Origin of the sequence: Marinifilum sp. JC120, assembly GCA_004923195.1 — a bacterium.
In the GTDB taxonomy this organism is placed as follows: Bacteria; Desulfobacterota; Desulfovibrionia; order Desulfovibrionales; family Desulfovibrionaceae; genus Maridesulfovibrio.
On record RDSB01000016.1, the window covers coordinates 46,108 to 65,274 of the forward strand.

The window sequence follows — 19,167 nt, forward strand, 5'->3', positions numbered from 1 at the left end:
CTGCAACAGGGGGTTTTGATTTTAACTATTTACGAGAAACTAGGAAACCTTACACCCATTTCCAACAGGTGCGGAGACGCTCAGCAACTGCATTTCATCACCGTTACGCACAGCGAGAATCATGCCCTGAGACACCTCACCACGCAGCTTGCGAGGCTTGAGGTTCACAACCACAACAACCTGACGTCCTTCAAGATCTTCAGGCTTGAAGAATTCAGCCAATCCGGCCACGACCTGACGAGGTTCGTCATCACCGGTATCAATCTTGACCAGCAGCAATTTGTCTGCATCAGGATGCTTGGCTACGGAAAGTACGGTTCCAACCCGCATATCCACTTTCTGGAAATCGGGGAACTCAATTACGCCGGGAATTTCTTCCGTGGCCTGCTTAGACTGCTTCTTGGATTTCTTTGCTTCCTTTTTCTTGGGAGCAGGTTCTTCCTTGGGCAGTTCCACACGCGGAAAAAGGTTAGACTTCTTAGCAACCTCGGAGCCGGGATCAAGCAGACCCCAGACATCAATCTCACCCTGCAAGTTGACCTTCTCAGGAGCGAATTTGATACCAAGCTGCTCGAGCATTTTCTCACTGGCTTCAGGCATGACCGGCCAGAGATGAACCGCGATTTTGCGCATGTTTTCAAGCAGGACATACATTACAGTACCAAGACGAGACATGTTCTCTTCTTTGTAAAGAGCCCACGGCTGGGTGGTATCGATATATTTATTCAAACCGCGTACAAGTTCCCAGAGCCCTTCAAGGCCACGGGAAAACTTAGCGTCCATAAAATTATTTTGGAATTCAGCCATAGCCTTACGACCAAGGCTCTTGATTTCACAATCCTCATCAACCTCATCACCCTGAGCAGGAACCTTACCCTCAAAATATTTGTGGGTCATAGACAGGGTGCGGCTGAACAGGTTGCCGAGATCATTAGCAAGATCAGCATTGAGACGACCCACTAGGGCTTCCTCGGAAAAGCTGGAATCATTGCCGAAAACCATTTCACGCAACAAGAAATAACGGAATGCGTTAACCCCGTATTTATCGGCCATTTCCAGCGGGGAAACAACGTTACCAAGAGATTTGGACATCTTAGTGTCTTTGATCAGCCAGTAACCATGCACATTGAGGTGCTGGTAAGGCTCAATCTCAGCAGCCTTGAGCATTGTAGGCCAAAAAACTGCGTGAGGCTTAAGGATGTCCTTGGCAACAAGGTGATTGGCTTTGGGCCAGAATTTTTCAAATTTTTCACCTTCAGGATATTCAAGTGCTGTAATGTAGTTGATGAGAGCATCAAACCACACGTAGGTCACGAAATCCTTATCAAAAGGCAGCTCGATTCCCCACTCAAGACGACTCTTAGGGCGGGAAATGCAGAGATCTTCAAGAGCACCGGACTTAAGCAGGCTCAAAACCTCATTACGGTACCTTTCAGGACGAATAAAATCAGGATTGGCATTAATGTGTCCGATGAGCCAGTCCTGATATTTGGACATCTTGAAGAAGTAGTTCTTCTCAGCAATATATTTGGGAACGGTTTCATGCTGCGGGCATTTCCCGTCAACAAGTTCCTTCTCGGTATAAAATCTTTCGCACCCAAAGCAGTAATGACCGCCGTATTCACCGAAGTAAATATCGCCTTTGTCATAAACTTTTTGCAGAACTTCCTGAACACACTTAATATGTCTGTCTTCAGTGGTTCTGATAAAATCGTCGTTTTCAATCTGCAAACCAGGCCACAGGCCGCTGAACAGAGAGCTTATCTCGTCGACGTATTCACGGGGTGTCTGACCGCCTTTTTCTGCGGCCTGAACAATCTTGTCACCGTGCTCGTCTGTTCCGGTGAGAAAGAAAGTTTCATCTCCCAGCAGCTTGTGAAACCTGTTCATGGAATCAGCAAGAATGGTAGTATAAGCATGGCCGAGATGCGGCTTAGCATTAACATAATAGATGGGAGTTGTAATAAAAAACGAATCCAAAATCAGTCACTCCTGTTAAGGTGATAACAATCGGATTAAGTAAAGATTATATAAAACGGCCACTGCCGCACGCAAAATCCGAAATGAATACAGCGTAAAAAATCTTAACAGCCGGGTGAGAACACATACATTTTCAACCGGCCGCAAGATTGATTACATTGAACGGGCAGAACGCATATAGCGAAGAACCCGAAGATAAGCAAATATTTCTATTCTTACGAATTAATCGCTTTTATTCTTCCGTGGTCCGGAAGGCTTGCGCTTGCGCCTGCGCCTTGAAGGACGACGACGCGAAGACTTTTTAGACGTACCGGAATCATCCTTTTCCCCGGATTTAGCTGGAACTGAAGACTGTTGTTCCGGCTTGCTCTGCTCCGGTTTGCTCTGCTCTGACTTCTGTTCCGGTCTATTCTGAGGACGATCCTTGCCCCTTGAAGGACGTCTACGGCGATCCTGTTGCTGGGACTCATCCTGACGGCGTTCCTGCCTTGCTTCAGGTTTTTCCGCTGAAGTTCTGGTCTCATCAACCTTTTCCCGTTCAACATTCGCACGCTCAGGCCTGCGCTCCGGTCTGGGACGATCAGACTTGGGACGATCTGATTTTGAACGTTCAGGACGCCCTCTTTCAGGTCTGGAACGGTCAGAACGCCCCCGATCAGAACGAGACCTCTGCGGCCTTGCGCTGCCTCCATCACGATCACCCCAGCCTTTATCCTTACCCTCGGAACGCCCTCTGCGGGGTTCATCGGAACGGGAATCAGAATCTCCTCCCCGATCATGCCCGGCGGGCTTAATCATATCCGGCCAGTCATCAAGAGGAATCTCAATTTCATCCCCATGTTCAGGCTGAACGGTCAGGGTATTCCTGAAAAAATTGGTCCGTGCAACGCGGACAAGACCATGTACAGTATTGTATTTCTTACCGGTCTTGGGACTCTTACGATGGAATTCCTCGTAATTTTCCTGCTCAAAGGAAAGGCAGCAAAGCAGCCTTCCGCAAATCCCGGAAATCTTAGTCGGATTAAGAAAAAGATTCTGCTCTTTGGCCATCCGGATGGTTACCGGCATGAACTTGCGCATAAAACGACGGCAACAACAAATCTGACCGCAATTTCCGATAGCTCCCAGCATCTGGGTTTCGTGGCGCACGCCAATCTGGCGTAATTCAATACGGGTTCTGTATTCCTTGACCAGATCTTTGACAAGCTCACGGAAATCAATCCTGCCCGGAGCAGTGAAGTAAAAAATCATCTTGCTGCGGTCAAAAAAGACCTCAACATCCACAAGCTTCATCTCAAGCTTCTGGCGCTCAATACAATCCTTGCAGAACCTGTGCGCAGAGCGGGCAAGTTCCTTGTTTTCAGCCTCAGCCTCAAGATCTTCCTCACCGGCAAGGCGGTAGATGGTTTTAATTGAATCCTCAGCTACATCTTCCGGCAGATCCTGCTGCACCACAAAGACCTTACCGAGTCCCATACCCTGTTCGGTCTTTACGATGACCGAATGTCCTTCACGGACAACGAAAGGTCCGGACGAGAAATAGTATATCTGTCCGAAATCGTTAAATTTAACACCTAAAATCTGTGACATTTTTAAAAAACCTTATATAAACCGCAACTGATGGCGGATAAAACTTGATATGAAGGAGCCACAATAGACCACTTCCAAAGGAACTTCAATTTTGTTTTCTATCTCTAATAGCCCTGAATAAAACAATTTTTAATATTTAGCAAAAAAAATCCGCAGCAAATGCTGCGGATTCAGCCCAAGTGAAAGGGCAAAAGATATAAAATAGGACTTAATTACAGTCCCGAAAAAACTTAAAATAAATTAAACTGAAAAACCAAGATTCTTAAGCTCGTTCACAAGCTTAACCTCTTCAATTGGCTTAACCAGATACGATGTGGCCCCGCCAAGAAAAAAAGCATCGTGTGTTTCCTTACGATCATCAAGCATGGTCGTCACGATAACCTTGACTGCACCATCATTCTCTACCTTGAAATCTTTCTCAATAGATCTGATTTCACGTAAAGCCTGCTGACCGTCCATTTCCGGCATCACGAGGTCCAGACAGACCAGATCATAGGCATTGCCTGATTCAAGTCCTTTCTTAAATGCAAATACAGCCTCTTCACCGTTAACGGCAATATCGCACTGTGCATATGGTTTCATGATCTCATGCAACATATTGCGGCAATAAAAATCATCATCAACAATCAGAACCCGCATGCAGACTAACCTCCATTCATCATAGGCATCACACAAAGACTTCTGTCAATGGGTAGACATTGGCACTTTTGCACTTGAAAATCAAGTTTCCTGTACAAAATTAATAAGAAAAAAACATTTTAAATCAAGGGACAGTTACTATCGCCCCATCACGGTTCCATTCCACGGTAAGCATCCCGTATGCAGAAGTTGTATACATACATATGTGTCTTTTTTCCAGCTCACGTACAACTTTTTGTGCAACAAAATTAAAACGATTTAAAAAACCGCAGGCTGCAAGAGCTATTTCAGGATCGACACGTCCATATAAATCAGGAGAATATGATCCGGCACTACCATGATGCGGCAGCACCAAAACCTTGGAATCAAGCGCATTTCCACTCTTAAGCACTGCCCGCACACCCTTACGATCCAGATCACCAGAAATGGACAACAAGGGATGCCCGTTCCATAGCAATCTAAGATACAAGGAACGATCGTTGCGGCTGCCCTCAAATCCAACAGACGGATGCAGCACCTCCATTACCAGCCCCGGCTCAATAACAATCTCATCGCCAGCCACAAGTGCCTTTGGAGTTATGCTCTTTTCTTTAAATGCCGCATCAAAACGCTGCCCAACCCGACCAGCAGGAATATCACCATTGGAGTAAAAGTTGCCCACAGAAAATTTCTCCAGCAAAAAAGCCAGCCCCCCGGCATGATCCCGGTCACCGTGAGTCATAAAAATATTGTCCACCCGCGGAAGATGCCCATGAGCCAACCATGGTCCGACAATAGAACGCCCCATATCAAAAGTCCTGCCGAAACCGCCGCCACCGTCTACAACAGTGCGAGTTCCCGCAGGTCCGGTAATGACCACGCACTGAGACTGACCGGTATCAAGAATATCCATGCGCACCCGCTCCGGCCCCAGTTCTCCATACATCCGCACGCAGAAGAGAAGTACGACCGGAATCAACAAAAGTTGCGCCCGCTTTATTTTGCCATGACAAAAAAGAAGCACCGCCCCCAGCACAAGATAGTAAATCAGCAGCCCTTCCCAGTGCGGACGGTAAAAAGCATACTCAGGAAGCAATCCGGCACTGACTGCATCACGCACCAATTGCAGCAGCCAGTCAAAGATCCTTGCCCCGTATGTAAACAAAATATGCGAGAGTTCCGGACTGAAATAAGACGCCACCAGCCCGCCAACACCACAAACAGGCAGAATAATCGAGCCAAGCACAGGCACAAAAAGAATATTAAACAGAAAATTCGGGGTGAGCACGCCGAAATTCCATATCACTACCGGAAGCAAAATAAGGTTGGCAGACAAGCTGACATAAAAAATCGCCAGCACAAAACGGATTGCTTTAAAAATGAAATTGTGTCCGGCAGGCATAAACCGAGCAAACTGGGGGTACAACAAGGCTATCCCGGCCACGGCCAGCACTGAAAGTTGAAACCCCAGATCAAAAACACTGAGTGGAGAAAAGGCTAGAATCACAACAACAGCGAGAAACAAGCCGTCTAAAAGCACCCTGCCCCGGCTGAAAAACATGAGCAGCCCCCAGAACGCAAACATGCACACAGCACGCATAAGCGAAGGGCTGAACTGTCCCAGCCAGAGATACAACAAGACCGGGATAACAGAAAAAAGTACGCCCAAACGCATGCGGGGTACCCGCAAATAAATACGGGGATAAACCGCACCAGCCAACCATGCCAGACCAAATCCCATGGCTACGATAAAACCTACATGCAACCCGGACAACGCCAAAACATGCGAAACCCCGGCCCGGCGAATAAGCTCCACACTATCGCGGGAAAGATAAAAGCGATCCCCGGTCAGCAAAGCCGGAAAAATCGCACCGCCTGCAGTGGGAGGTCCGTTTTTTAGAACATGCTCACGCAAAGAGGCTCGCAGTTTCTGCAAGCCATGCGGTTCATAAGGCTTCAAACCACCGTTCTTGATCAAACCACGGGTGTAGGTCCGGTAACGGATATTCTTCACACGGCAGAAAAAATCGTAATCCCATAGCCCGCTGTTGCGAAATCCGTGGACAGGCTTAACCCGCACATGAAGCGATACCTGTTGCCCCACAAAAGGAAATTGATCCGGATTATCCCACGTCCAGTTCAGAAAACCAGCCAGCCGAGTCTGTTCTGTCTCACTCTGGCAGATAACATTTTCAAGCAGAATTTTAAGACGATTTCCCGGAGCACCCTTGATGCTGTGGATCGTGCCGCTGAGCTGCACCTTTTCACGGGCAGCCATCCACTCAGGCATAGGTCCCGGACCGGGCGGCAAAACAAAATTTCCATACCAGTTGCCCAGCCCGAAAAACAAAAGCAGCAAAACGATCACGGCTTTTTCAGATCTAAAAATAAAAATGAGAAAAAAATAGACCAACAAAGCGGTCAGAGAAGGAAGCATCCATTTAATGGAAAGGATGCCGAACACAAAGGCGGGCACAAGAATCTGCCAGAAAAACAGGCCCGGTAGCCCGGACCTGTTTTCAATAATCAAATTATCCGCGACCTGAGTCATAATGCGGGAGGACGGTTACTCTTTCTCGCGCCAGACCCTTGCGCCTACAGCGGAAAGCTTGTCTTCCAGCTTCTCGTATCCTCGGTCGAGGTGGTAGATACGCTGGACATCAGTTCGCCCATGGGCTGCAAGTCCAGCCACAACCAGAGAGGCACTTGCCCGCAAGTCGGAAGCCATAACCGGGGCACCGGTCATCTTCTCAACACCACGGATCATGGCAGTACGTCCCTTGAGCTTGATATTCGCGCCCATACGCACCAGTTCCTGTACATGCATGAAACGGTTTTCAAAAATCTTTTCTTCGATGGTTCCGGCACCGGTGGAAAGACACATCAGGGTCATGAGTTGAGCCTGCATGTCAGTAGGGAAACCGGGATACGGCTGAGTGGTAATATCCACGCCGGAGATAAGACCATTAGTACGACGTACGCGGACCCCGCCCTTTTCTTCCTCAAGAAAAACGCCCATCTTACGCAGCTTGTAAACAACAGACTCAAGCTCCTGAAACGGGCAATCCTCGATAAGCAATTCACCGTCAGTCATGGCTGCGGCAACCATGTAAGTTCCGGCCTCAATGCGGTCCGGCATGACCTTGTAATCACACCCCTTAAGCGAAGGTACGCCCTGTACAGTTATGATACTGGTACCATGGCCGGAAATTTTAGCCCCGCAGGCAATGAGGAAGTTGGCAAGATCTACAACTTCAGGCTCACGAGCTGCATTTTCGATGATGCTCTCACCTTCGGCAATGGCAGCAGCCATAAGCACGTTTTCAGTACCACCCACAGTGGGGAAATCAAAAGTGATATGTGCGCCTTTAAGCTTATCACATTTTCCGTGAATGTAGCCGGAATCGAGATCAAAGCTGGCCCCCATCTGTTCAAATGCGGTCAGATGCAAATCAACAGGGCGTGCACCGATGGCACATCCGCCGGGAAGCGCAACCTTGGCTTCGCCTTTCAGAGCAAGCAAGGGACCAAGGCAGAGCACGGAAGCACGCATGGTCTTAACCAGATCATAAGGAGCTTCAACTTTGAGGTCCTTAACTTCACTACAGACAGTATTACCTTCAAAAGAAGTCTCACAACCCAAAATATCAAGCAGCTTAAGCGTGGTGTTAATATCCCTCAAACGGGGAACATTGCTGAGACAGACCGGACCTTCCGGCAGGATGCAGGCTAACAGGATGGGCAGGGCTGCATTCTTGGAACCACTGACCCGAATCGGACCGTTAAGGGAAACTCCACCTTCAATGACTAATTTATCCATCTAAAAATCCTTATAATTATCAGGTAAAAGCTACCACTGTTAATAGCTTGAAATTAACGCTGCGGCAGCCGGGTGAAAAGACATAACCTTTCCGCGACCCCTGATTGCTTTCAGTAACAAAAATAATAAATTGTTTGTGGCACAAAATAACTTTTTAGTGAAGACCGCGCTTAACCTATTTTTCTATTAAGAGCAAAACGCTGTTTTATAAACAAGTTAATCATCTCTTTGACTTGCAAGATTTACTTATTACAAAAAAAATGACCTTTTTTTCAGAAACTTCTTGACCATCGCACTCAGCTTAGTTAAACACTCCTCTCAGCACGCGGTGGGTGTAGCTCAGTTGGTAGAGCACTTGGTTGTGGCCCAAGAGGCCGAGGGTTCAAACCCCTTCACTCACCCCATTTGACATTTAGGGATCAGAATCCCTGACCCCTTTATATGGTGGGTGTAGCTCAGTTGGTAGAGCACTTGGTTGTGGCCCAAGAGGCCGAGGGTTCAAACCCCTTCACTCACCCCATATTTTAAAGACCGGATTTATCCGGTCTTTTTTTTTGGTCTTATGCCCTCCTACAAACATTGACAATCTTTGAGAGAGCACTTAATTTTCATATATGATTATTAAATAAGGAGGAAACCTATGCACATTTCCTTAACTCCCGAACTGGAAACTCAGATAAAAAAGAAAGTTGAATCAGGTATGTATAACAATGCCAGCGAAGTTATACGCGAAGCTTTGCGCTTTATGAATAAACACGAAGAGCTGGTCCAATACATGAAGCTTGAAGCACTCAGAAAAAAACTGGCTGCTGGCGAAGATGAAATCATAAATGGTGAAACCGCTGAATATGATATGAACTCCATTATTTCCGAAGCCCGAACAGAGCGAAATGCTTAAAATTCGCCTTTCAAGATCAGCCAGACAAGATCTCAAAGAGATCTGGCTGTATAGCGCAACGCACTGGGGAGAAGATAAAGCCGACAGCTATATGTTAGAAATGGATGTTAAAATCAAATCACTTGCAGCAAGCCCCGGACTCGGCAAAAAACGTTTTGAAATAAAACAAGGCTACTTTTCAGCCCAAATAAACCGCCATCTGGTTTTTTATTTTCTGACAAAAAATCATTTGAATATTTTAAGAATATTGCATGAAAAAATGGATGTTAAACTACATTTATATCCTTAATTAAGTTGGACCGGATTTATCCGGTCTTTTTTTGGTCTTATGCCAAACTCCCTACCGCGCAACATTTGGGAATAAAAGCACAAAGTTTTTCTTCAAAACCCCATTGACATGAAATAACAGCGGCATTATCAGATTCTTTTTTCCGCGCGCGACCCAGCCTCTGGCCAATTCATTTCATTAAACATGACCACCGACTGAGCCCCACGGAGACACCACCACATACAAGGAGGTTTCTCAATGGACACTTACGTCTGTTCAAAACTAAACCGTTTCATCCCGACCAGCTTCAAATTCATTAAAGCAGGTTGCTCTCCTGCAACAATAAGACAGGATATCGCCGCCGGGATCACTGTCGGTATTGTGGCCCTACCGCTAGCCATGGCCTTTGCTATCGCTTCGGGTGCAAGCCCCGCGACTGGACTATTCACCGCCATTATTGCCGGACTCATCATTTCGGCCTGCGGCGGTACCCGCTTCCAGATCGGCGGCCCAACCGGAGCATTCGTAATCATAATTTCCGGGATCATCACCCGCCATGGCTATGAGGGATTAATCCTCGCCACCATCATGGCCGGGATCATGCTGCTGATCATGGGCATCCTCGGCCTTGGCAAACTGTTGCAATACATCCCCTACCCGGTCACAACCGGATTTACTTCCGGCATCGGTATTCTGATCTTTTCCACCCAAATCAAGGATTTCCTCGGCCTGAACATTGCTCAGCTGCCTGCGGATTTCCTGCCCCGAATCAAGGCTTGTGCGCAAGCACTGCCGAGTGCGGACCCAACCACTTTAGGACTGGGCATGCTAACCGTAATTTCTATGCTGCTGGTCAGAAGGTTCATCCCCCGCATCCCAGCTCCTTTTGTCGGAATTGCTTTGGCAAGCATAATCACGTGGATCATGGGACTTCAGACTGAAACCATCGGTAGCAGATTCGGTGGAATTCCCACAATCCTTCCTGACGTTATTTCATTTTCCGGGCTTGACCTGATGCACCTCAAAGCCCTGATCCCGGAAGCCCTGACCATCGCCATCCTTGCCGGGATCGAATCATTGCTCAGCGCAACTGTGGCAGACGGCATGAGCGGAGACCGCCACAATTCATCTAATGAACTCGTTGCCCAAGGACTGGCTAATATATGCTCAGCACTCTTTGGCGGCCTGCCTGCCACCGGGGCAATCGCCAGAACGGCCACAAACATCCGGGCCGGGGCACATTCCCCATTAGCCGGTATAATTCACGCTTTGACCCTGATTCTGTTCATTAAGGTCTGCGCTCCGCTGGCTTCCATGATTCCGCTGGCAAGCCTTGCCGGGGTACTCATGCTGGTAGCCTGGGACATGAGTGAGGTCCACCGCATCAAACGTTTACTCTTCGCCCCTAAGTCGGACTCGCTGGTCATGCTCATCGCCCTGCTACTGACTGTTTTTGTCGATCTGACCGTAGCAGTGGAAGTTGGTGTGGTCATGGCCGCCATGCTATTTATGAAACGTATGAGTCAACTAACAGATATTCACAGCCTCGACACCGGATTGCCCGAAGATGAAATTATCGACCGCACTAACGGTCACGAAAAAGTGGTTGTTTATGAAATCAACGGCCCCATGTTTTTCGGCATGGCCCAGAGATTTGTGGATGTCATGAGCTTTACCCGCAAGAAACCTGAGATCATCGTGTTCTGCATGCGTCTTGTGCCAACCATGGACGCCACAGGAATTGAAGCCCTTGAGACTGTAATTCGACGGGCACACGCACAGGGAATTAAAATACTTCTCTCAGGTGTACATCCGCGGATCAGAAAAATCATGACCCGACTCGGCACCGATAAGTTGGTTGGGCCCCAAAATATCTTCCCGGACTTTTCAACCGCCGTAGCTAAAACGGTTTTGCACTTGGACGAAGAGTCCGGCCTGCCTCGCTGCACTTCGCCAAAACAAATAACTAGGACAACAGCTTAAGCTAGAAGGGCCGTCCTTTGCGACGGCCCGCCAACAATCCGGGCCTATCATGTCTCGGACAAAAATTAACTTAATCGACCAATTCAAAATCAACATTCCGCTTAAATTCCTGCCCGCTGATCATGTCGTGCAAGACAATAAGATAACGATACTTCCCGGCAGGCAAATTTCCCGGATTAAAATCATTGGTCATATAAATATCAAGGATGGGCTTGCTGGTATTGTAATGCATGCTCAAAAGTCCTTTGCGTTCAAAAAGAACTTCCCCGACTGCGGATTCGAGCACAACATCCTGCGTAAGATAAAACTCATACCTGTCCTGCTGAGCAGAAGTGAACCAATTGATGGGCTCATAATATAAAAGGAGATTGGTCCCACGCTTAACTTTATTTTCGTTCAGGGGATAATATGAAGCGTAGTTGAGGACTTTTGCGCACAGGGTGAATTCCTGAACTCCAAGTTTACCCTTATTCTGCACCTCGATAATTTCTTGCTTCAACTTCAAAATGGCTTCCGCATCCCCGGCATCCGCAGGAGACACAAAAATGATGCTCAAGAGAAAGACACATAAAATCGCAGCCAATAACGGATAAAGCTTCCTAATCATTTCCGCTCTCCAGTCAGGTTGAAATTTATTCTTCACAGAACTACCCGACTATACCACCCTGACTCTTTTCCAACCAGAAAAAGACGCAAAAAAGCCCGGACTCTCACGAATCCGGGCAGTTAAACTGCTTGCCATACTCAGCTTCAATCATTATTATTCATAGTGACTACAAATGACATTAAACACATTCGAGGTGAATAATGCCCCAATCGAGCACAAGTTTTCGTACCGATCCGGACACTCTGTCCTCCCTTGATGAAATAGCCAAGGACATGGGCAGAAGCCGCAACTGGGTGCTGAATAAAGCAATCAAAGATTTTATTGAATACCAACAGTGGTTCAAAAAACAGGTTCAGGAAGGACTGGAAGCAGCGGACAAAGGTGAGTTTGCAACTGATGAAGAGATCAACGACGTCTTCAACAGGTTCGGTGGATAATGCCCCGCTGGACCAAGCCTGCTCAAAAAGACCTGCAAGGACAACTTGAATACATTGAACGAGAAAATCCTGAAATAGTCTCCCGAATTGCTTCACAAATTAGAAAAGCAACCGAATCGCTGGATACTTTCCCACAGATTGGGCGCGATGGAACAGTCGAAGGAACCCGAGAATTGGTCATCCCGAAACTTCCCTTCATCTGCGTTTACCGGATTAAAGACAATCACGTTGAGATCATCCGTTTTCTGCATGAACGAATGCGCATGTTAAAATAAAACCCCCGAATAAAAATCCGGGGGTTAATCTCACTTAACTCTGTTTACGCAACCTGCGCTTATCACCAACTCGAATGGTGACCTTTTCCTTATCCATGTATTCAAGCAATGGAATGGAAAACTTACGCGATAAGCCGACCAAGGTCTTAAAATCCTGCGGACCAAGTTCTTCGTTTTCCGCAAAATAGCCTTCCAAAATCTTCTGTAAGCCATCCACAGCTGATTTAGCAAAATACATGTCGTCTTTGATTCTGACCAGCAGCCCTTCATCCTGCAAGAGTTTGTAAACTGGCGCAGCATCTTTAAAGACCAAGTCCAGCGGATCAAGCACGTCTTTCAAATTCGGAGGTGTAAGCCCGCCCTTCTCGTAAGTGCTCATCAGGGTATCGCGCAACTTCTGCTGATCAGAAGCAAGCGAAACCTTATGTCCGGGCAGATGCAGAATTTCCTGCACCGCCACGATTTCCTTTTTCTTAAGCAGCCGCTCCACGATGGAATGGAACAATTTATCCGACAATCCCTTACCGTAAGTAGACCCGATCTCCCCGCGCGAAACACCCGGTTTCATGGGTTCATTCTTATGAAATGCCTCAAGGTGACGAATCAATCCCTGTACCAGATTTTCATACTGTGTACCGGAAACATAGCTACGGGTTTCCTTGTCATACAAGAATACCTTCTGCTGCCCGCCCATGGTCTGGAGCATTTTCTCCAGCGGCTTGGATGCCACGTTGCTCAGTATAGAAAGTTCCTGAAATGTCAGCCCTGCCCTGCCCGCTAATTCAAGTTGAGTCAGCACTAACTCTTCCGGTTCGGCATCGATAAGCGTTTCCAGACGCTTAACGTCATCGGAAAAACGTTTCACCTTACGACCCAGCGGGTTGATGATGCTACCCCCGGCGATGGTCCGCAACGGAGAAAAAGAACGCAAAACAACGCGATCACCATAAACCCCGGTCATGGGTTTATCAAAACGAATCTGGCAGACCGCACGTTCACCCTTTTCCAGCTTTTCGCGATCAAGGAAATAAACCTTAGCCATCACTTCTTTGGAGCCGTGGTGGAAATGGATTTCCTTACGGTGTTTCAAGCTTTTCGGGGAAGACGGCAAACAGGTCAATTCCACATCCCAGACAGTGGACGGGAAAAGCGTCCCCGGACGGCCCAGCACTTCGCCACGGTCAATGTCTTCGACTTCTACGCCGTGCAGGTTAATAGCTGTCCTGCGCCCTGCCGGGGCGGTCTCAACGGATGCTCCATGCGATTGCAGGCTACGCACCTTGGTCTCGGTCATCTTCGGGTAAAGGACCACATCATCGCCCACGGAAAGCTGCCCGGAAATCAAGGTCCCGGTCACAACTGTTCCGTGCCCTTTCATGGTAAACACACGGTCCACAGGAAGACGAGCAAGATCGCTTCTACGTTTCGGAGCAAAACCTTTCATGAAATTCGCAACTTCGCCACGCAGTTCATCCAGCCCCTGCCCGGTATGCGAAGAAACAGCATGAATCGGGGCCTCAGCCAGAAAGCTCGGCGCAAGAAATTCACGCACGTCTTCCTGAACCATCTCCATCCAATCTTCATCAACCGTGTCAGCCTTGGTCAGAACGACGAAGCCCTTCTCAATGCCCAGCAAAGTGCAGATTTCCAAATGTTCACGGGTCTGAGGCATTACGCCTTCATCAGCGGCGATAACCAGCAGCACAAAATCAATACCTGCTGCCCCGGCAACCATATTTTTAACGAACTTTTCATGGCCCGGAACATCGATAATGCTCAGATGTTCATCACCACCCAGATCAAGGCTTGCAAAGCCCAACTCAATGGTGATGCCGCGTTTCTTTTCCTCTGCCAGACGGTCGCAGTCCGTTCCGGTCAGAGCTTTGATCAGACTGGTCTTACCATGGTCAATATGACCAGCAGTTCCCATAACTACGGGCATTAGTGCTCCTTTTGGGGAATGCCTCCGGCGGCTGGGGAAGGGGAAACTCTTGCAAGAGTTTCCCCTTCCCCAGACCCCATCCCCTTCAGAACCTTTTAATAAGCTTCGCATCTAGCGCACTAAAGTGATCTTCGAATAAACAGCTTAATAAACCTACTGAAAGGTTTTGGGATTCTTGCATTAGCCCTTAGACGAGCGGTCTTCCGCGAGCCTTAGGGATAACGACAGTGGAACAAACCCTTTTACAAAAGGGTTTAAGCCGCCGGAGGCATAATCTTTCAATTCTTAAAGCGCAAAGCGCATCAAACTAATTCTTCAAAAAAGTCCTGAAAGCCAATTCAGTAGCGTACAAATCGACCTTGCTGGTCAGCTCGAACGGGCTGTGCATGGAAAGAACCGGAGGACCGAAATCGATCACATCCATACCGTAGAGAGCGAGGAATTTGGCAACAGTACCGCCTCCGCCCAGATCGACCTTGCCAAGCTCAGCCATCTGCCACGGTGCACCGGCTTCGTTGAGAATATTACGCAGCCATGCAACAAATTCAGGATGGGCGTCGTTGGCTCCAACCTTACCGCGATGCCCGGTAAATTTGCAGAAGCAAGGACCGTAACCGAGATAGGCTGAATTAAGCTTCTCGTGAACATCCTGATAGTCAGGGTCGATTGCTGCGTGAACGTCTGTTGAAAGGGCCTTACCGGCCATCATAACCCGGGACATCTTGGCATTGGGTTCCCATGCCTCGATCAGATCTTCAAGGCAATATTCGAAAAAGAGCGATTTAGCGCCAGTTGAACCTTCAGAGCCAATTTCTTCTTTGTCATAGAAAAGTACAATCTGGGCATTATCCGGCTCAGGAGCGTTCAGGAATGCTTCCAGTGCAAGGAACACGCAGGAACGGTCATCCTGACCGTAACCACCCACTACAGACTTATCAAGACCTACGTAACGAGCGGGACCGGCAGGAACAATATGCATTTCCGCGCTGAAAAGGTCTTCCTCAACGATATCATATTTCTCGTTGAGAAGCTCTAGCACCTTGCGTTTTGCGGAAGGTTTGCCATTGCCCTCTTCTTCGTCCTCATCGTCTTTGGAAAAAGACAGGGAATGGCCCATGAGAATATTCAACTTCTCAGCTTCAAAAGCATCACTGATATTTTTGGTTACCTGCTTTTGGGCAAGATGAGGCAGCAAATCGAGAATAGAAAGGACCGGATCATCTAGGTCTTCACCGATCACAACATCAACCTTGGTGCCGTCTGCTTTAACCACCACGCCATGCAAAGAAAGAGGCCTTGCCAGCCACTGATATTTACGGATTCCGCCATAGTAGTGAGTTTTGGCCATGGACATGCCGAGATCTTCGTACAAGGGATGCTGTTTCAAGTCGATACGCGGAGTATCTGCGTGTGCGCCCACCAGACGAAAACCCTGCGAGAGCGGATTTTTTCCCTTACGGGCAATAAAAATGGTCTTATCGCGAAAGGAACGGAAGCACTGGTCCGCACCGAGATAATCTTCAAATCCGGCTTCGCGCAGTCTGTCCTCAACGTATTTGATAGTCTCGCGTTCGGTCTTGCAGCTGCTCAAAAAATCGATGTAACGGGCTGCAAGGTCATCCATTGCCTGCTGGTGTTCTTCGTCTTTGAAAATTTCCCAGCAGCTTTTCGATTCATGTTCAAGAGATTTATTCATGTATAATTATCCTTTCAAAACTTGAGATATTGCGTCAGCGCAGAGTTTATATTCTTCGCGTGTGAGAGTCCTTGGATCGAGGCAGAAAGCATCTTCCTCAATGCGTCCCACCAAAGGTGGTTCAGTTGAGAGAAGCCTTTCTTTCAACTCTTCTACTCTCACTTTAATATTTGGTACTACGGTCACCAGAAAAGTTTTTAGATCCTGCTCCGGGAATGCCCCGCCACCTACGCGGGAAACGCCCTCACGCACGCCGATAGTTGCTGATTCAGCAAGCACACGACGCAATAAGCGGGCAAGGGCTTGAGCCTGCTTTTTAAGATTTTCAGGCTTCTCGGTGATCATACGTACTGTGGGCACTTCACGCTTGGCTGTTTCGGGATCAAGATAAAGGCGCAGAGTCGCTTCAAGGGCGGCAAGGGTCATCTTATCGATACGAACCGCACGGTTGAGCGGATTCTTCTTAATCATATCGATAAACTTCTTCTTACCGACAATGATACCAGCCTGCGGTCCGCCGAGCACTTTGTCACCGGAAAATGAAACTACATCCACGTCCTCGGCCACCACTTCCTGTACCGTGGGTTCACGCATCAAACCCAGCCCGGAAAAATTGGTCAGATTTCCGCTGCCGAGATCTTCGTAGACCGGAAGGCCGTGCTTACGACCAAGTTCCGCCAATTCACCGCCGGAAACTTCCTTAGTGAAACCGATAACCCGGAAATTGGAGGTATGCACCTTCATGAGCAGTGCGGTTTCCTCATTGATGGCATTTTCGTAGTCGTGCAGATGAGTACGGTTGGTAGCCCCAACTTCACGCAGAAAAGCCCCGCTCTTGGTCATCACATCCGGGATACGGAACGATCCACCGATCTCAACCAATTGCCCACGTGAGACTATGGCCTCGCGCCCTTTGGCAAAAGTTTCAAGGGTAATCAGCACCGCCGAAGCATTATTGTTGACCACCAGAGCAGCTTCAGCCCCGGTAATCTCACAAATTAGCTTTTCTACATGACTATATCGGCTACCCCGCTCCCCGGTCTTAAGATCAAACTCAAGATTGGAATAACAGGCACAGGCCTCAGTCACAGCCTTAACCGCGGATTCCGCCAGCAAGGAGCGCCCGAGATTGGTATGCACTACCACCCCGGTTCCATTGAGCACCCGCCGAAAATGCGGTTTGGCCCCGGCCCGCACATGGCAGGTCAGACGCGGAAAAAGAGTTTCCGGCGAAAGCTGTTTTTCTTCGGTAATAACCCCGCCCTTGATTTCCTCACGGCAAACATCAAGAAAGCCGTTAACTAAATCACGGGAAAGGGTCCTCGGCAGTCCGTCAATGACACCCTCGTCTTCAAGACGGGTCAATACAGAATCAACAGAGGGCAGGTATTTAAATAAATTGGACAAAAAATGCCTCCGAAATTTAAAGCCACCAACAACACCCAAGCTTAATTCATTCGAAGGACATCTCGTTCGAATTTAAGCCAAATAAAAACCGATAAGAGTTTTTGGGATTCTTAAACCCTTTTTACAAAAAGGGTTTAAGCCGCCGGAGGCATTCTTCTTAAAAATTCTGGGTATCTTGTATAAAAAGCTGCCAGCAAATACAAGGACCCACAGATTAGAACTGTTTTATCACCGGAATTAAGCATTGAAAGTGCTTCGTCAATATCCTTGGCAGGTTCTGCCCGCTCTCCAAGGACCTCGGCAAGCTCATTGAAAGGATACGCCCGTTCATTATTCTCAATACCGCAAGCCATGACCGGACCATCGGTCAAACGGAAAAGGGTTTCCTTCACCGGATCAAGATTCTTATCCTTCATACATGAAAAGATAATCGCATCCGGTTTAATTTCAGACCGTGCCAGCTCGGCCTCAAGTGCATCAAAAGCATGGGTGTTGTGCGCACCGTCAAGAATATAAGTCCTATCAGATTTAATAATCTGTAGCCGTCCAGCGATAAACGCTTTTTCTACCCCGCCACGGACCTTATCAGCATCAAACGTAATCTCAGACTTGCGGCAGAACAACCGCCATGCACATGCCGCAAGCTGTGCGTTCTGCTTCTGATGCTCCCCGGCAAGTGTGGGGCTGAGGTCCGCAACAACTTTTTGTTCATCAATATGATTAAGCTTGCAGTCCAATTCCTTCGCCCGGGATTCAAGCACCGCCATAGCTTCTGAAACCTGTACCGCTGTGATGACTGTTCCGGTTTCACGCATAGCATCAGCTTTGTCTGCTGCGATAAGATCAATTGTAGAACCGAGCACCTTCTCATGATCAAGCCCGATGGGAGTAAATACGGTCAGATCAGGATCAACCGTATTGGTAGCGTCAAAACGTCCACCTAAACCAGCTTCCATCACAGCCAGATCGACTCCGTTATTCTTGAAAGCCACCAATGCCATACAAGTCAGCAATTCAAAATAGGTCAACCCGGCATCCGGGGCAATCTCCATAACTTGATTGGCAATGGCAACCCATTCATCTTCCGAAAGCATAGCCCCATTAATTGTAATCCGCTCGCGGGGAGTAACAAAATGCGGTGAAATGAATGTCCCGACTTTAAGTCCGTATTCGCAACCGATTGAGGTTAAATATGATGAGGTGGAACCTTTTCCGTTGGTTCCCACCACATGAATAACCGGAAAGCTGGACTTACCGCCCCAATTACGCACAAACTCTTCCATTCTGCCAAGACTCAAATCCATATGAAAGAGGCCCAGTTCATCCAAATAAGTGCTAAAATCTATAAAATTTTTAAATTTCAAAACATTTTCCTGTTTTTTTACTTGACCGCCGTGTACGGTTTGTATAGATAACCATTTCTCGAGCGGGGCAGTAGCTCAGTTGGATAGAGCAACGGCCTTCTAAGCCGTTGGCCGAGGGTTCGAATCCTTCCTGCCCCGCCACTTAGAAATCAAAGGGTTACAAGTGAAAACTTGTAACCCTTTTTCTTTTGGATTTAATCTTCCCCTTAGTTGGGATGGAAATGGAAGATGATAAAAGTCCATAAAAAATTTCCCTCGCTTGGATTCGAAAAACCGAAAACT

The 19,167-nt window shown here is 47.8% G+C and carries 15 protein-coding genes and 3 tRNA genes; 8 read left to right on the top strand and 10 right to left on the bottom strand.

The window, feature by feature from the left end; genetic code table 11:
• Positions 1-39: 39 nt before the first annotated feature.
• The 5 genes from metG to murA all read right to left on the bottom strand — a co-directional run bounded on the left by metG (position 40) and on the right by murA (position 8,008).
• The gene (gene metG, locus D0S45_15075) at positions 40-1,980 is read right to left on the bottom strand and encodes a methionine--tRNA ligase (protein TIH13383.1); all 1,941 of its coding nucleotides are present in this window, start codon (positions 1,978-1,980) and stop codon (positions 40-42) included.
• Positions 1,981-2,202: 222 nt separating this feature from the next.
• Complete coding sequence (locus D0S45_15080) at positions 2,203-3,570, bottom strand: hypothetical protein (GenBank protein ID TIH13384.1); 1,368 nt, start codon at positions 3,568-3,570, stop codon at positions 2,203-2,205.
• A 240-nt stretch (positions 3,571-3,810) separates the two neighbouring features.
• Positions 3,811-4,209: a response regulator gene (locus D0S45_15085; protein TIH13385.1), complete on the bottom strand. Its 399-nt coding sequence runs from the start codon at positions 4,207-4,209 to the stop codon at positions 3,811-3,813.
• 124 nt (positions 4,210-4,333) lie between these two features.
• The gene (locus D0S45_15090) at positions 4,334-6,739 is read right to left on the bottom strand and encodes a DNA internalization-related competence protein ComEC/Rec2 (GenBank protein TIH13386.1); all 2,406 of its coding nucleotides are present in this window, start codon (positions 6,737-6,739) and stop codon (positions 4,334-4,336) included.
• Positions 6,740-6,754: 15 nt separating this feature from the next.
• The gene (murA, locus tag D0S45_15095) at positions 6,755-8,008 is read right to left on the bottom strand and encodes a UDP-N-acetylglucosamine 1-carboxyvinyltransferase (protein TIH13387.1); all 1,254 of its coding nucleotides are present in this window, start codon (positions 8,006-8,008) and stop codon (positions 6,755-6,757) included.
• 328 nt (positions 8,009-8,336) lie between these two features.
• On the opposite strand from murA, the gene D0S45_15100 reads away from it, so the two are divergent.
• The 5 genes from D0S45_15100 to D0S45_15120 all read left to right on the top strand — a co-directional run bounded on the left by D0S45_15100 (position 8,337) and on the right by D0S45_15120 (position 11,157).
• Positions 8,337-8,412, top strand: a tRNA-His gene (locus tag D0S45_15100).
• A gap of 40 nt (positions 8,413-8,452) precedes the next feature.
• Positions 8,453-8,528: transfer RNA gene (locus D0S45_15105), tRNA-His, on the top strand.
• Between the two features lie 120 nt (positions 8,529-8,648).
• A complete protein-coding gene (locus D0S45_15110; GenBank protein ID TIH13388.1) occupies positions 8,649-8,906 on the top strand; it encodes a type II toxin-antitoxin system ParD family antitoxin in 258 nt (85 codons plus the stop codon).
• Positions 8,899-9,195 carry a type II toxin-antitoxin system RelE/ParE family toxin gene (locus D0S45_15115; GenBank protein ID TIH13389.1) on the top strand — a complete coding sequence of 99 codons (297 nt, stop codon included), beginning with the start codon at positions 8,899-8,901 and terminating at the stop codon, positions 9,193-9,195. The genes D0S45_15110 and D0S45_15115 overlap by 8 nt, the downstream gene beginning before the upstream one ends.
• Positions 9,196-9,432: 237 nt before the next feature.
• Positions 9,433-11,157 carry an STAS domain-containing protein gene (locus D0S45_15120; GenBank protein ID TIH13390.1) on the top strand — a complete coding sequence of 575 codons (1,725 nt, stop codon included), beginning with the start codon at positions 9,433-9,435 and terminating at the stop codon, positions 11,155-11,157.
• Between the two features lie 70 nt (positions 11,158-11,227).
• Here D0S45_15120 and D0S45_15125 read toward each other — a convergent pair whose 3' ends face one another.
• Positions 11,228-11,764: a hypothetical protein gene (locus D0S45_15125; GenBank protein TIH13391.1), complete on the bottom strand. Its 537-nt coding sequence runs from the start codon at positions 11,762-11,764 to the stop codon at positions 11,228-11,230.
• A gap of 200 nt (positions 11,765-11,964) precedes the next feature.
• Between D0S45_15125 and D0S45_15130 the strand changes: the two genes are divergently transcribed.
• Complete coding sequence (locus D0S45_15130; GenBank protein TIH13392.1) at positions 11,965-12,201, top strand: ribbon-helix-helix protein, CopG family; 237 nt, start codon at positions 11,965-11,967, stop codon at positions 12,199-12,201.
• Positions 12,201-12,476, top strand: coding sequence for a type II toxin-antitoxin system RelE/ParE family toxin (locus D0S45_15135; protein ID TIH13393.1), 276 nt, complete (start codon positions 12,201-12,203; stop codon positions 12,474-12,476). The genes D0S45_15130 and D0S45_15135 overlap by 1 nt, the downstream gene beginning before the upstream one ends.
• Before the next feature lie 34 nt (positions 12,477-12,510).
• On the opposite strand, the gene selB is transcribed toward D0S45_15135, so the two are convergent.
• From selB to D0S45_15155, 4 genes are all read right to left on the bottom strand, one after another.
• Positions 12,511-14,418 carry a selenocysteine-specific translation elongation factor gene (selB, locus tag D0S45_15140; protein TIH13394.1) on the bottom strand — a complete coding sequence of 636 codons (1,908 nt, stop codon included), beginning with the start codon at positions 14,416-14,418 and terminating at the stop codon, positions 12,511-12,513.
• A 307-nt stretch (positions 14,419-14,725) separates the two neighbouring features.
• Complete coding sequence (locus tag D0S45_15145) at positions 14,726-16,114, bottom strand: aminopeptidase (protein TIH13395.1); 1,389 nt, start codon at positions 16,112-16,114, stop codon at positions 14,726-14,728.
• 6 nt (positions 16,115-16,120) lie between these two features.
• Positions 16,121-17,521 carry an L-seryl-tRNA(Sec) selenium transferase gene (locus D0S45_15150; protein ID TIH13396.1) on the bottom strand — a complete coding sequence of 467 codons (1,401 nt, stop codon included), beginning with the start codon at positions 17,519-17,521 and terminating at the stop codon, positions 16,121-16,123.
• Between the two features lie 134 nt (positions 17,522-17,655).
• Entirely contained in the window at positions 17,656-18,825 is a 1,170-nt protein-coding gene (locus D0S45_15155) for a bifunctional folylpolyglutamate synthase/dihydrofolate synthase (GenBank protein TIH13434.1), read from the bottom strand.
• Positions 18,826-18,949: 124 nt separating this feature from the next.
• Here D0S45_15155 and D0S45_15160 point away from each other — a divergent pair.
• Positions 18,950-19,026: transfer RNA gene (locus D0S45_15160), tRNA-Arg, on the top strand.
• Positions 19,027-19,167 lie beyond the last annotated feature (141 nt).